Here is a 14,738-nt window from a genome sequence, read left to right as displayed (position 1 = left end):
AAAGTTTGTTATATAAAAAATTGAGTGCTCCAATTTAATAAGAAGATAAAGATTATAAAATATTATTTTACTTAGCACATAAAAAAGAAATAGCATCATTTAATAAATAAACACCGACGATTCAGTTTTAATTCTTGTTATAGTATTGTTTCTTGTACAATTAGCACTTACTCAAAAGATTATTAACCCCTTATGAAACATCAACTTAAAAATCTAGTAACCTTACTTTTTCTCTTTATCTCACCATTAGTTTTAGGGCAAAATGCAGAAGAGCCATATCCACTACTTAGTAGCTTTGTAAATCAAGGTGGTAAATTTGAAGATAAAATTCAGCTCTTTATTGTTGAGTTTGGGCATACTTCAGAAGTTAAAGTACACGTTACTTACCGTAAAAATTCTGGAGAACTAATCTTATCTTTTAAAGATAAAAGTGGTTCATTCCACGAGGAAGTTTTAAAAGACTTCTATCCTATAACAAATCAAGAAACTCCAAGTGTAGTAACATTTTATAAAAAAGGAGAAAAAGCACAAAGTGTTTCTATAACTGAATATGCTGGAGGGCTTTCCGTTTTATGGAATGGAATAGATTATCACATGAGTTCATAAATATAAAAAAGGCTACCTCGTTTCCGAAGTAGCCTTTTTAATGAGTCCAAAATGTCCAGTTTTGCACTATTTCAATTTTGTCTCATAATATACATTCACTTTCGATCTTTGGAATTTACGATCTCCAGCTTTACCATCTGCCCATAATATTCTTCCTTTTTCAATATCATAGAATGGCTTAATATCAATTACTCTTAATGTTAATTGTCCTGACAAAATAAAAGATGCAATTGTTTGCCCCTCTTTTTCATAAGACAATATGTATTTATATGCTACATCACGCATATATTTACCTCTCAAACTAGCTAGTTTAAGATTGCGGTTATCTGCCTCTCCAGAAGCCTGTCCTCTACCCTCTAAAGAAATTCTATAGATTCTATCAGGGTTAGCTGCCAAATTCATTAAAATTCTATCACAAATAACATTTAGCTGCTCTTTTTGGTCATCAGAAAACATTGACATTTTCGTTTCACCTGCTGCATATGCTTCAAAACCGTAAACAACTCCTATTGGATTATTTCTTAATTTTTCACCTACCGGTACGCTTGTTTCTTTGTAAAAATTATAACTCATTGGACTAAAAATTTGATGTGGACATTTAATTTTGATGACCTTATAAATATAACTGATTTATAATTGCCATACACAAAAGTATATAAACTCTACCAATTTACAAGAGTAATAGCTTTTTATTTTCAAAAACTGCTTAAATTATATCAAAAAAGGCTTTTTTAATCGTTACTCAACATCTTTAAGCGTTCAATTTCATTCAAATAATCAAGTTCTTTTCTATTTAATTCTTCTTGAGTAGCCTGCATCTCTTCTAAATTCTGACGCATTTCTTCTTCTTGAGCTCTCATTTGTTCTGCTTGCTCTTGAGAAGTTTGTAATAATACCTTTAATTTTTCTGATGCTAGCTTGTTTAATATGGTAATTGCAAGACTTTCACAAACTCTTTTTAAGAACTGTAATTTATAATCTGACAAAACATTAAAACTAGCAACTTCAATAACTCCTTCAATTTTATCGTAAGCTAGTAATGGGTAAATAGCAACAAACGAGGCTGTAGAATCACCTAACCCAGAGCTTATATTTAAATATCCTCTTGGTACTTCTTCTAAAATAATTGGCTTACGTTCAATAAAACATTGTCCAATTAATCCTTCACCTTGCTCTATTTTATTTGCATTGAGATATTTTTTTCTATCGTAAGCAAAAACAGACTGTCTTCTAAGGTAATCTCCTCTTTCTTTATCCTCTACTTTAGAGTAAATAGCTACTTGATTGAGGTTTAATTCTCTTGCTAAAAAGCTAACAGACTGGTCAATAAGATCTTCTAAATTTTCGACTGAACGTGTTAAATCATTAAATTCTGATATTTTCTGAGTATTCCATGTTCTATTTTCATCTTGTACTTTAGTAAGTTTAACCTTATCTAATGCATCTCTTAATCCTTTCTCTGAAGCTTCTAAAAGTTGATTTCTTTTTAAACTTTCAGCTGTTAACCTTTCACTTTCTAAACGGTAACGCATACGTTCTTTCTGCATTAAATACAGTAAAACAGCAAAACCAATTATACCAATTATAACTCCTCTTTTAGATTTTGGAGCATACATTTTATCATAATCTACGAGTGGATCTACTAGAAGATCTGATAAATGAAACATACTCAGTACTACCGCTCCTAATAGAAAAAATAGCGTCCACTGATAATATCTTTCTTTTACATCAAAAATTAAAAAAGGTATTAATAGATGTACAACGGCAATTATGTATCCTGATACTCTTGGTGCAGCATCGAATGGTGTAAGGTAAGAATTGTAAATTACCACAACAGCCATTGGAATAGTACTCATTAATATCCTCGATAAACTATATAAGCGAAGATGATTAAGTGCTAATACTGCTAGGTTACCCAAAATACCCATTAGTGGCCATTGGATTAATACAGGAACTTTAATGATAGCCAAGATCAAATAAAAGACCTGAAATATTGTGAGATAAAATGCAAACTGATTTGTTGTAATCACTTTTTCTCTAGTGATTCCAAATACATTTTTATCTATTCCTATATTAAAAATTTGTTGAAAAATATTCATTTTTACAATGCTAAACCTTTATATTTTTTGCCTTTAAAAAGACATTTTGATGCTTAATTAGTGCCGTTTAATCTCTTAAGAAATTTTATCACTCAAAAAAGAAACGTAAATTCAATTTTCATAGTATAAAAAATCATGCTATAAATGAATATTTCACAAGACTTATATAGAACTTCTTTAACATTACTCACAGATCTTTACCAAATTACAATGGCTTATGGCTATTGGAAGAAAGGTTTTGCTGAAAAAAAGGCTGTTTTTCATGGTTATTTTAGAAAATCTCCTTTTAAAGGTGGTTTTGCTTTAAATGCTGGTTTAGCCTATGTTATCGATTTTTTAAATAACTTTTCTTTTGCTGATGATGATATTGAATATCTTGGTACTATTACAGACGCAGAAGGCAAACCATTATTTGAGGCTGATTTTTTAGAGTACCTAAGAAACTTAAAATTTGATCTTACAATTCATGCAATTGAAGAAGGAACAATAATTTTTCCGAACGAACCTTTTATTAGAGTAAAAGGAAGTTTACTTCAATGCCAATTAATAGAAACAGCTCTTCTTAATATCATCAATTTCCAAACATTAATTGCTACAAAAGCTGCAAGGTTAAGAATTGCAGCTAAAGATGATCAATTATTAGAATTTGGTTTAAGAAGAGCACAAGGAATTGACGGTGGTATTTCTGCTACTAGAGCAGCGTATATTGGTGGTTTTAATGCAACATCTAATGTATTAGCTGCCAAACTTTTAGACATACCCGTTAAAGGCACTCATGCACATAGTTGGATTATGTCTTATGATGATGAACTACAAGCATTTAAAGCATATGCTGATGTAATGCCTAGTAATTGTATTTTTCTTGTAGATACTTATAATACCCTTGAAGGTGTAAAAAAAGCTATTATTGTAGGTAATTCTTTAAAGGAAAAAGGATATACAATGAATGGTATTCGCTTAGACTCTGGTGACTTATCTTATTTAAGTATAGAAGCACGTAAATTACTTGATGCTGCTGGTTTTACGCAAGCATCTATTGTAGCAAGTAATGATTTAGACGAGTATTTAATCAATAGTTTGAAGATTGAACAAAATGCAAAAATAAATGTTTGGGGTGTAGGAACAAAGTTGGTAACTTCTTATGATCAACCTGCACTTGGAGGTGTGTATAAATTAAGTGCTATTCAAAATGAAAAGGAAGAATGGCAATACAAAGTGAAATTATCAGAACAGATAAATAAAATTTCTACACCAGGGATTTTACAAGTCAGGAGGTTTAAAAACTCTAATGGCAAATTTAATGCTGATATGATTTTTAACCAAGAAGATGAAATCAGTAGTAATCCTATACTTATTGATCCTAATAATGGAATTCGATCTAAGAAAATAGATAAATCAAAAAATTATGAAGATTTACTTATTCCTATCTTCGAAAATGGTAAATTGGTCTATAATTCACCATCTATTCATAGTATTCAACTTAAAACAGTAAAGGAATTATCTCAGCTTGACGACAGTATAAAAAGATTTTACCATCCACATGAATATCCTGTAGGACTGGAAAGTACTCTTTATAACTTAAAAATGAATGTAATTCATCAATTAAAGTCTTAATCAAGTAAAATATAATTCCAATTGACATTAAATTATTTTAATTTTGGATTGGTTTAAAAAGCCAAAAATAAATTTTTTAAACTGTCAGCCTCAAGTAAAATAAAATATGGCTTCAGAACCTAAAAAGAACGTACGAAAAAATATATATAAACCCTCATCGGTACCACAATCTTCAGCTACTCCCCACGCTGAAGAAACGGAAAGGCCTGTACGATTAAAAGTGCCTAAGATGAGTTTCGATAATAACAAACTGAAAGACCCACGACTTCAAACTAGTATTGGTTTATCTCTAATTTTTCTTTCTGTTTATACCTGTTTAGCATTGCTTTCTTTTGTATTTACAGGGAAAGCCGATCAGAGTATTATTGAAAATGTAGGTGGAATAACGAATCTTATTTCATCTGGAAAAGAAGTTCAAAACTGGTTAGGACTTTTAGGTGCGTCTTTGTCTCACCTTTTAGTTTATAACATGTTTGGTCTTGGTTCTATTCTTCTCATTCCTATGCTATTCTCTGCAGGGTATGAATTATTTACTCAAGGAAATGGGAAACTTATTAAGTTTAGAAAACTAGGTTACATTTGCCTTTTTTACATGCTTTGGACAAGTGTATTGCTTGGATATTATGTAGTAATAAAAGACACTCCTAATATTTTAGGATTCTTATGTGGTAAAATAGGTCTAACTGTAGCTGATGGTTTGTATAGTCTTATAGGTTGGGGAACTGTTATTTTCCTCATCTTAGCTGTACTTATTCATGGTGTATATATTGTTAAATTCAATGCCGTATCAAAAGTAATTGGTAAAGTCACTAAAAATAGATATTCAACTAACTCTATAATAAACTCTACATCTGAAGAGGAAGAAAATACACTTCCTAAAGATTCTAATGCTGAGGAAGAAGAACTTGAGGAAAATGAAGAATTAGAAAATACTATTGAAGAGGAAACTGCTATTGAAGCATCAACACTTACTAGTGAAACCGTAACAGAAGAAGAACTTACTGATATCCATAGTGAAGTTGAAGAAGACATTACTACACAAGATACCGGTCTCGTTCCTCATGCCACACAACCTCCATCTGTAGTTGAGCCAGAAACTCCAATTGTAACAGAAAGTGTTCCTCAACAACCTATTAAAGTTGACCCTATTTCTGTTGATGTAAATATTCAAGTTGAGCATGTTCAAGTAGGTGGTAACGGAGCAAATCAGATACCTCCAACACAAAACTACTCTAAGCACCAATCTACTGATACAAGTTCTGAGATGCCTCCTGTGAAAGAAGAAAAGAAAGAGTCTCCTACTCCGAACCCTTCTTCTCAACAGAAAAAAGTAACTCCGAATACTCCTCCAATTATTGAAATTGAAGAAGAACCAACAAAATCAGAAACAATAGAATTAGATCCTCCTACTCCTCCTAAGAAAAAAGAGAAAGTAGAAAACCCACACGAACTATCTGATGTCTCTACAACAGAGAATGTGGACAAAGCAGATCTAAATGTGTTAAAGAATATAGAAGACGAACCGGATGAACTTGTCAATATCGAAGATATGGACGAATATGATCCAAAGCTTGATCTTAGTTATTATAAATATCCCGATTTAGACCTTTTGCACCCTCCTGTTGAGAGTAAAGCTAAAGTAACTAAAGAGGAATTAGAGGCAAACAAAGAGAAAATTGTAAATACATTAAGACACTTTAAAATTGGTATCGCTTCTATTAGTGCTACAATTGGTCCTACTGTTACTCTTTATGAAATTGTTCCTGAAGTTGGTATTAAGATTTCAAAAATACGTAATCTAGAAGATGATATTGCTTTAAGCTTAGCTGCTTTAGGTATACGTATTATTGCTCCTATTCCTGGACGTGGAACGATTGGTATTGAAGTACCAAACAACAATAGAGAAATGGTTTCTATGTCTTCTGTTTTGGCAACTGAGAAGTTTGCAAAAGCTAAAATGGACCTACCTGTTGCTTTTGGTAGAACAATTTCTAACGAAGTATTTGTTGCAGATCTTGCAAAAATGCCTCACTTATTAATGGCTGGTGCAACAGGTCAAGGTAAGTCGGTTGGTATTAACGTATTGCTTAGTTCTTTACTTTATAGAAAGCACCCGTCAGAATTAAAGTTTGTGATGATTGACCCAAAAAAGGTTGAATTATCACTTTTCAATAAAATTGAACGTCACTTCTTAGCTAGTTTACCAGATGCCGAAGAAGCGATTATTACAGATACTAAAAAAGCCATCCATATTCTGAACTCTCTTTGTACAGAAATGGATATGAGATATTCTTTATTAAAATCTGCAGGAGTGCGAAATATTAAAGAATACAACGCTAAATTCTGTAGTAGAAGATTAAACCCTAAAAAGGGACATCGTTTCTTACCATATATTGTTCTTGTTATTGATGAACTTGCTGATTTAATGATGACAGCTGGTAAAGAGATAGAAGGACCAATTGCCCGTTTAGCACAATTAGCTCGTGCGATTGGTATTCATTTAGTTGTAGCTACTCAACGTCCTTCAGTAGATGTTATTACAGGTATGATTAAAGCCAATTTCCCTGCTCGTTTATCATTTAGAGTAACATCTAAAATAGATTCTAGAACAATTTTAGATGCAGGTGGAGCTGATCAATTAATTGGTATGGGTGATATGTTATTATCGACAGGTAATGACCTTACTCGTCTTCAATGTGCATTTATTGATACAGATGAAGTAGAAAAACTTTGTGATTTCATTGCAGATCAAACTGGTTTTTCTACTGCTTATATGTTACCTGAGTTTGAAGAAGAACAACCTGCCTCTAAAGGCGGAGGAGGTGGTAGTGTTGACGATAGAGACGATCTATTTGAAGAAGCTGCCAGATTACTTGTGCGTCATCAACAAGGTAGTACATCATTAATTCAGCGTAAATTAAGTTTAGGTTATAACCGTGCTGGCCGTATTATAGATCAGCTCGAAGCTGCAGGAATTGTAGGTCCGTTTGAGGGTAGTAAAGCTAGACAAGTAAATGTAAAAACAGAGATGGAGTTAGAGGTTGTATTAAATACTTTATAACCTTTAATGAAACTTTTTATATAGTAAGTCTCGTAAAATACACTTGAACTACTATAAACTAGTTAATAAATTATGATTAAAAGCAACAAAAATATATTATCATTCCTTTTCATTTTAGTTTTATCAATAGGTAATTTATTTGCCCAACAAGATGAAAAAGCAGAAAAGATACTCGACCAAATGAGTACCTTTTATAAAGGATTAAACTCTTTTAGTGCTGATATCAATCAAGAAGCAATAAGTACTACAGATGGTACCATTGGAGATATACAGATGAAAGCAATTGTAAGCGGTAATAAATACCAATTGCAATTAGATGGTCAGACGATTTATAATGATACTAAAACAGTATCACGTTATGATCAAGAAATGGAGGAAGTAACATTAGAAGAAGCAGATGCTGAAGACACTGATGTTTTAAGCTCTCCAGCTCAAATCTATTCTATCTATGAAAAGAATTTTAAATATTTATATATCGAAAAAGATGCAAAAGGAAATGATATCATTGACCTTTCGCCTGATAAAAGTTTAGAAGTCAATTTCTTTAAAATTAGAATGCATATTAATCCAAAGACACATGCTTTGGTTAAATTTGTAATCTTTGAAAAAGGAAACTTGATGAGATACGAAAACTCAATCACTAATTTTAAACAAAATGTTTCTGTTAGTGATAGTGAATTTGTTTTCGATACTGCTAAATATCCAGATGCTGAAGTTGTTGATTTAAGATAATTAGAAACTTCATTTTAAAAAAACGCCTTGATTTCAATTTGAGATCAAGGCGTTTTTTTATTTTGGTAAATTTAATTTCAATTCTGATGATTTATTAAATTCCTTAATTACTTCAATTAAGTAATGACTTTTATGTCTAAAATACTCTGACAACGATAAACTCTTATCATGTTGTCTTTCCATACCTAATTCCTCTAAATCCTCCCAAGTCACCTGCTGGAATCCCATAGACCAAGTTAGAAAGTTTCTAGATTCAATTTCACCAGAAAATATTTTTTGAATATAATCATGGCGGTCATCCACTTTAATTACATCATAAAGTTGTTCCAAATCTTTTTTCTCTCCTTCTAGAATTTGAATAAACAAATCATCAATAAGTAAGAGAATACCAGTAATGTCTTTCTTTTCGTTATTGATTCTACTTTTAATGAGAATCTCTTTCAGTTCATTTATATCAAAAGAAGCAGTTTTTTTACTGGTGTAGCAAAGGCAATACATAGCGTTGATAATTATGGGTAAACAATAGAAACATCATCATACTGAATATATAAAATACCTATCTACAAAAAAAGCCTCTACAATTCTAAAACTGTAAAGGCTTATAATGTATATATTTAATATAAATATTATTCTACTGGTGCAGTGGCTTTAAATAAAACCGCTGATGTAGAAGTAGTGATTTTGTAGTTTGCATCAACTAGTAATACAACTACTTCACCCCTTTTAATAGTTACTGTAGTAGCTCCTTCTTCAACAGTTGCTTCTCCTTCAGACACAATAATAATCTGAGCAGTTTTAGCTACAGATATATAAACGTCTCCTTTAGAAACAGCAATTCTGCTTAATTCAAAATCGGGAGCAGGACTTTTATAAATTCTTTCTAAACCATCTTCTTGTAACTCACCTTTCATAATATTTGGGTGAGTTTCTTCAAAAGTTACATGCTTTAGAAGTTCAGGTACATCAATGTGTTTTGGCGTAAGACCACCTCTAAGAACATTGTCAGAATTTGCCATTAATTCCATATTCTGACCTTCCATGTATGCATGTGGTAAACCTGCATCTTGGAAAATTGCATCGCCAATATCAGCACGTACAATATTAAAGAAATAGATAGAGTAAATTCCTTTATCTAAATCAGCACCATCTTCTTGTAAAGCTACAGATTTAGCTGTCCAATAATCTGGAGAAGCTTTATCTAGTTTACCTGCATTATAAAGAGGCATTACACGATCTACTAACGGCTTCAATCTTGTATTTACTTCTTCTGCAGAATACTCCATTACCGTTTTATATAATCCAAAGAAACCCTCTTCTTCAAAAACAGGTAATAAATAATTAAACTCCGGAACCGATTTCAGAACTTCTACTAATTTAGCTTTAGGTAAGAAACCATGCAGTAACCAGAACTCACTTAAAGCAACCATAATTTCTGGTTTATGGTTGTCATCCTTGTAATTTCTATGAGAAGCAGTTACAGGAATCCCTTCTGCGTTTTCTCTAGCAAAACCTTTCTCTGCTTCTATTTTTGTTGGATGAACTTGAATAGATAAAACATCTTTTACATCTAATACTTTAAATAAGAAAGGTAATCGACCAAATTTATCATTAATGAAGCTTCCGATTGTACCAGAAGGATCATTCTTAATCATTGTATTTAGCTGCTGATCTTCCCCTACTTGAGCAGGAGCGTTATCGTGAGCACCCATCCAGTATTCAGCATAAGGTTTATCTTCTTTCTCTATACCAATCATTTGTGGAATAAATGAATCTCCACCCCATGCATAATTTTGTACTTTCCCTTTTAATGGAAATAATTTAGTAGTTAACATCGCTTAGTTGTTGTTCGATAAAAATAGTAACTTAATTTCAACGCAAAAATAGAAATAAATAAGATGCTATACTCTAAACATTCCTATATATCTATTATTTTTAACCCATATGAGTAAATACAAAACCTTTAAATTTAAGCAATTTGAAATAGGACAAGAAAAATGTGCTATGAAAATTGGCACTGATGGAATGTTATTGGGTGCATGGGCTGATTTATCAGATTGTACAACTATGCTTGATATTGGAACAGGTTCAGGTTTAATTTCTTTGATGTGCGCCCAACGTTATTCTGAGCTTAAAATTATTGGAATTGATATTGATTTGGGAGCAAGTGAACAAGCCGAAGAGAATTTCAAAAACTCCCCTTGGAAAGAACGTCTATCCGTTAAGCATATTGATTTTTCTGAATTAATCCTTGATACAAAAGTAGATGCTGTTGTTTCAAACCCTCCCTTTTTTAAAGACTCTTATAAAGCAAATACAGAAGAAAGAACAAAGGCTAGACATTCAGATCATCTTACATTAGAAAGTTTATTTAGTTCTTCGTCTAAAGTTTTAACTAAGGGTGGTAAGCTTATTTTAATTTACCCATTCGATCAAGTAGAAGATATTTATAAAATTGCAACTCAGTATAGTTTTCATATTGCCAAACATTGCGAGATTGCACATAATATCAAAAAGCCTGTTAAAAGAGTTATGCTAGAGTTTATATATCAAAACTTGGCAACAAGAAATATCGTTTCTAAACTATATCTAAAGGAGAATAATAGTAATAATTTTTCCGAGCAATATATTTCAATCACAAAAGATTTCCATCCTTTTCTATAGATGAATAATAAAACGATAGTACTAGACGCAAGCAGTTTAAAAAAATCATACATCAAGCTTCAAAAAGATATTGGAGGGCAATTAATTGATAATAGATTAATTGGGAAAACAAAAATAGGCGATATTAATCTTGAATACTTCAGCTTAATTCCTGCTATAAATATTAGTGTAAACCAAGTTTTTCTTCAAGACAATGTACAAGTTTCAACGGGTATTAAAGCAGAAAAATCTAGCCTTTTTATTACTATTCTAAAAAAGAATTCTAGGTTTTTAATCGATTCTGATACGGATCAAGAAACAGAACTTTCGAATGGTAATGCTCAATATAGCATCATGCTTTATAAGAGTAGTCATTCTATAATTATTGATTTTAAAAAAGCAGAAGATATTAAATGGGTTGGTATTAGAGTAGAGCATGAAACTTTAAAAGAAATTATGGAGGCACAAAATAGCACTTCATTTTCTGACTTTTTAAACCAACTAAAAAATAAAGTTTATTACGAAGAAACAAACCCCGAAATAGAAGACATGACTGAAGAGTTATTTGCTGCACAGAAATTAACGCTAGGTCGTCAGGCAATTGTATTTGGTAAAGGCATGGAGTTAATGGGTAAACTTGTTTCTCAATTAATTGAAAAAAATAAAAGAAGAAAAACACCTGAAAAGGTTATTTCTAAAGAAGCATTCGATATTTACTTTAACATTAAGGATTACCTATTGAGTGATTATGCAAACATTCCAACAATTGCAATGCTTTCTGATAAATTTAAAATTGGAGAAACAAAATTGAAAGAAGATTTTAAACAAATCTTTGGTCAGCCAATATTTAAATTTGTAACAAACCATAGAATGCTTGACGCACATAGAGCACTTAGATATACAGAAAAACCTATTGGGAAGATCGCAAAAGAAGTTGGTTACAGTCACCTATCTAAGTTTACTACGGCTTTTAAGAGGTTTTATGACTACACTCCTTCTGAATTAAGGAATTCTAAGAAAATTCAATCTCATTAATATTTGATCGACTAAAATGGTAAGTTATTCGACTAAATAGTAAAATCATTTCTTTTTCATTGGCGTTTTGGATAATAAGAAAACAAATTACCATACTGAAAAAGAAGAAAAATGAAAATTACTACTAAAGCCATCTACAACCTTATGGTTCGTTTCGCAATCATCTCTGTATCTGCATTGGTTATTGCAAGCTGTAACAAAGAAGACGACACTGAACCAACACCAGATGTAGCGTCTATTGAAATCACAAATTTTGAAGATGGTGATTATATCACTTTAGGTGAAGCCACAACATTCCAAACTTTCGTAAATTCTCCAAGTGGTTATCTACAAAATGCTAAGTTAGCTTTTACCAATGTAGATAACGGTGAAGTTTTAGAGTTTACACTAGAAGGTAAAGTTCCAAAGTCTGCAAATATCCCAGTTCAAGCTGTCTTATCTGCAGATGTTAAAATTGATGTTCTTGGTGCTTACAAAGTTATTGCTTCTTATGACTACCTTGAAGAAGGAAGTGCAAGTGTAATTGTATCTGAAGAGATTACAATTGAAGCAGCAGCAATGATTGATACTGAATAAATACATTAGATTTCAATCTAAAAAAGAGCCTTGATTTGTGATAAATCAAGGCTCTTTTTTTAATTCATTTCTACAAGGTAAAACCCTGCTGTTGTTACAAAATTTCTAACCCAAGGAATATCTCCTAAAATTGGAATTTTTGTTCTAGGTTTTAATCCAAATTTGTATTCGTAAATTGGATTAATAAAATAGAGTGTTTTCTCTATTATATCGAAGTGCTCCTTTTTACATATACGCTCAAAGCGTTCTAAAGAAATTCCTGTATCTTTTATTTCTAATAACTCTCTAACATGTCCCTCACTTACATCTCCATTTTTTAAAATCCATCTGTAAACAGATTTTGGAAGTAAATGGAAATAAGGAAGTTTTGATAAAACTTTTGATGAACATATTTGCTGATGTCCTCCAAAAGGCATTTGCCAAGGTGGAAAACCAAAAAATATTTTCCCTTTAGGTTTTAAGAAGTTTCTAAAATGATGTATTATTTTTTCTTGATTAGGAATATGCTCAATTACATCTTTCAAAATAATTAGGTCAAACTTTTCTCCTAATTCTTTGTCTACATCAATATCATAAACATTTTTTCCTATTATCTGAGCTTTACCTTTTTTGATATGCTCTTCTAAAAATTGATTGGCTAGTTCTACTCTTGGAAGACTTAATTCTATCCCCATTCCATAGCAACCTTTCTCTAAAAATGCTTGTAATACACCTCCTTCTCCACATCCTATTTCTAGAACACGTAGTGATGCATCTATTTTAATTGACTTTTCTATAAAAGGAATTACATATTTATTTGCATTCTCTTTTTGAAAATTGAAGTATGTTTTTTTATCCTGATGGAAATCAAATGCCATATAATCACTAAAACCTAGTTGTTTTAAGAGCCTGCTATTTCACAGTTACTCCGCTATCTTGTACCCATCCCATATATTCTCCAAAATAATATATGGCAACGTTCATAATTATACCCCAAAATACGGCACTTATAAACATATATGATATTATTCTCTCTTTTTTTTCACCAAATGAAAGAGCTATTAACATTCCAATAGGAGGACCAAAAAATATTGGTGTAAAAAATGCGACTCCTTTCATGCCGTATTCTTGCCATAGCCTCACTATCATTCTGTTCTTCTTTGTAAAAAGTTTCCTCTTCTTGCCTCTATTTAACCACATCATCAATTTCTTTCTGGCAGGTGTACCTGCATAGGTAAGCACAACAACTGTTAGCATCATTCCTAGAACGGTAATAATGATGGTTTCAATTATTGATAATCCTGTTGAAAAGCCCAATATAGGCCCAAACAAAAATTTAACAGCGCTTATTGAAAGTAGAGATAAGTATTTTGTAATTAAATCAAACATGTAGTGATTTTGAGGTTACTCTATAAGTAGTGCAAAAAGCAGAAAGTCTCGTCAATTTGCAAATAATTGTTTTTCAAAAATTACACAAAAATTGCTAATAATATTGATTTTCAATGGGTTTCAATAAAATAAGTCATTTAATGTGTTCTTAAATTACAGTATTTTTGTAAATTTGCAATGCAAATAACACGCTACAATTTACGATTTTATAAATGAACCTAATAAAATTTAAACTTTTAAAACTGCAATTTTTATTTCCGTTCTTATTTGTAAATGTATTTGCAGGCAACCCCGAGTCTGCTAATAACATTTTAAAGACAGAATCTGAAAATCTTGTACTAACCTTTTATAATAATGCACACCTTGAAGCTAAAGGTTTATCTTATGATGCATTTAAAGAAGGTATTACTGGATATTTAAATCTTTTAAATGAAGGAAAAATTCAGAATAAAAAAGTTTTAAGTATCATTGACTTTAGTCAGCCGTCTAATCAAAAGCGGCTTTATATTATAGATATAGAAAAATCTTGTTTATTACTAAATACCTATGTTGCTCATGGGGTTAACTCTGGAATGCTCTATGCAAACAGATTCAGTAATACTATAAACTCTAGGCAGAGTAGTTTAGGCTTCTATAAAGCCGCCGAAACTTATACAGGTAAGTATGGTCTATCGCTTAAATTAGATGGATTAGAAGAGAATATAAATCATAAGGCAAGAGAAAGAGCAATTGTTCTTCATCCTGCAAAATATGTTTCTCAAAATTTTATTAATAACAATGGTTATACAGGTAGGAGCTTTGGCTGTCCAGCTGTATCCTACAAAGACCATAAAAAAGTTATTAATTATATAAAAGGCGGAAGTGTAATGTTTATCTATACAAATAAAGTAGATAAATCAGATTCAGACTTATCTACTTTACCAGAGAATACTACTGAGTTATTCTCGACGTATTCTTGTATTGCACCAAAAAAAATACAGCCTATATATACTTCTAATGAATAATGA

At 31.4% G+C, this 14,738-nt stretch carries 14 protein-coding genes; 8 read left to right on the top strand and 6 right to left on the bottom strand.

Annotated features, from left to right (window positions below; translation table 11 throughout):
- Nucleotides 1–192 precede the first annotated feature (192 nt).
- A complete protein-coding gene (locus tag KM029_RS18015; protein WP_144074575.1) occupies nt 193–606 on the top strand; it encodes a hypothetical protein in 414 nt (137 codons plus the stop codon).
- A gap of 66 nt (nt 607–672) precedes the next feature.
- Here the strand turns inward: KM029_RS18015 and KM029_RS18010 are convergent, their stop codons facing one another.
- Nucleotides 673–1,179 (bottom strand): hypothetical protein, encoded by a 507-nt coding sequence (locus KM029_RS18010; protein WP_144074574.1) that lies wholly within the window; start codon nt 1,177–1,179, stop codon nt 673–675.
- 158 nt (nt 1,180–1,337) lie between these two features.
- Nucleotides 1,338–2,705 (bottom strand): GAF domain-containing protein, encoded by a 1,368-nt coding sequence (locus KM029_RS18005; protein WP_144074573.1) that lies wholly within the window; start codon nt 2,703–2,705, stop codon nt 1,338–1,340.
- 144 nt (nt 2,706–2,849) lie between these two features.
- Here KM029_RS18005 and KM029_RS18000 point away from each other — a divergent pair, with 144 nt between their 5' ends.
- From KM029_RS18000 to KM029_RS17990, 3 genes are all read left to right on the top strand, one after another.
- Nucleotides 2,850–4,319, top strand: coding sequence for a nicotinate phosphoribosyltransferase (locus KM029_RS18000; protein WP_184679434.1), 1,470 nt, complete (start codon nt 2,850–2,852; stop codon nt 4,317–4,319).
- A gap of 106 nt (nt 4,320–4,425) precedes the next feature.
- Entirely contained in the window at nt 4,426–7,380 is a 2,955-nt protein-coding gene (locus tag KM029_RS17995) for an FtsK/SpoIIIE family DNA translocase (RefSeq protein ID WP_144074572.1), read from the top strand.
- A 72-nt stretch (nt 7,381–7,452) separates the two neighbouring features.
- Entirely contained in the window at nt 7,453–8,112 is a 660-nt protein-coding gene (locus KM029_RS17990; protein ID WP_144074571.1) for a LolA family protein, read from the top strand.
- Between the two features lie 57 nt (nt 8,113–8,169).
- On the opposite strand, the gene KM029_RS17985 is transcribed toward KM029_RS17990, so the two are convergent.
- A complete protein-coding gene (locus KM029_RS17985) occupies nt 8,170–8,610 on the bottom strand; it encodes a BLUF domain-containing protein (protein ID WP_144074570.1) in 441 nt (146 codons plus the stop codon).
- Between the two features lie 128 nt (nt 8,611–8,738).
- Nucleotides 8,739–9,944, bottom strand: coding sequence for a mannose-6-phosphate isomerase, class I (gene manA, locus KM029_RS17980; protein ID WP_144074569.1), 1,206 nt, complete (start codon nt 9,942–9,944; stop codon nt 8,739–8,741).
- Nucleotides 9,945–10,053: 109 nt separating this feature from the next.
- Here manA and KM029_RS17975 point away from each other — a divergent pair, with 109 nt between their 5' ends.
- The 3 genes from KM029_RS17975 (at nt 10,054) to KM029_RS17965 (ending at nt 12,363) form a co-directional block, all read left to right on the top strand.
- On the top strand, nt 10,054–10,773 hold the full coding sequence (locus tag KM029_RS17975) for a tRNA1(Val) (adenine(37)-N6)-methyltransferase (protein WP_144074568.1): 720 nt from the start codon (nt 10,054–10,056) through the stop codon (nt 10,771–10,773).
- Complete coding sequence (locus KM029_RS17970) at nt 10,774–11,787, top strand: helix-turn-helix domain-containing protein (protein ID WP_144074567.1); 1,014 nt, start codon at nt 10,774–10,776, stop codon at nt 11,785–11,787.
- A gap of 111 nt (nt 11,788–11,898) precedes the next feature.
- A complete protein-coding gene (locus KM029_RS17965; protein WP_144074566.1) occupies nt 11,899–12,363 on the top strand; it encodes a hypothetical protein in 465 nt (154 codons plus the stop codon).
- A 59-nt stretch (nt 12,364–12,422) separates the two neighbouring features.
- Here the strand turns inward: KM029_RS17965 and KM029_RS17960 are convergent, their stop codons facing one another.
- Together KM029_RS17960 and KM029_RS17955 are read right to left on the bottom strand one after the other, a co-directional pair.
- Complete coding sequence (locus KM029_RS17960; protein ID WP_144074565.1) at nt 12,423–13,220, bottom strand: class I SAM-dependent methyltransferase; 798 nt, start codon at nt 13,218–13,220, stop codon at nt 12,423–12,425.
- Between the two features lie 34 nt (nt 13,221–13,254).
- On the bottom strand, nt 13,255–13,731 hold the full coding sequence (locus KM029_RS17955; protein ID WP_144074564.1) for a small multi-drug export protein: 477 nt from the start codon (nt 13,729–13,731) through the stop codon (nt 13,255–13,257).
- A 212-nt stretch (nt 13,732–13,943) separates the two neighbouring features.
- Between KM029_RS17955 and KM029_RS17950 the strand changes: the two genes are divergently transcribed.
- Complete coding sequence (locus KM029_RS17950) at nt 13,944–14,735, top strand: murein L,D-transpeptidase catalytic domain family protein (protein ID WP_144074563.1); 792 nt, start codon at nt 13,944–13,946, stop codon at nt 14,733–14,735.
- Nucleotides 14,736–14,738 lie beyond the last annotated feature (3 nt).

Source organism: Flammeovirga kamogawensis (assembly GCF_018736065.1).
Taxonomy (GTDB): Bacteria; Bacteroidota; Bacteroidia; order Cytophagales; family Flammeovirgaceae; genus Flammeovirga; species Flammeovirga kamogawensis.
Note: the sequence above shows the minus strand (reverse complement) of the source record. Positions and strands in the feature narration are given on the sequence as shown.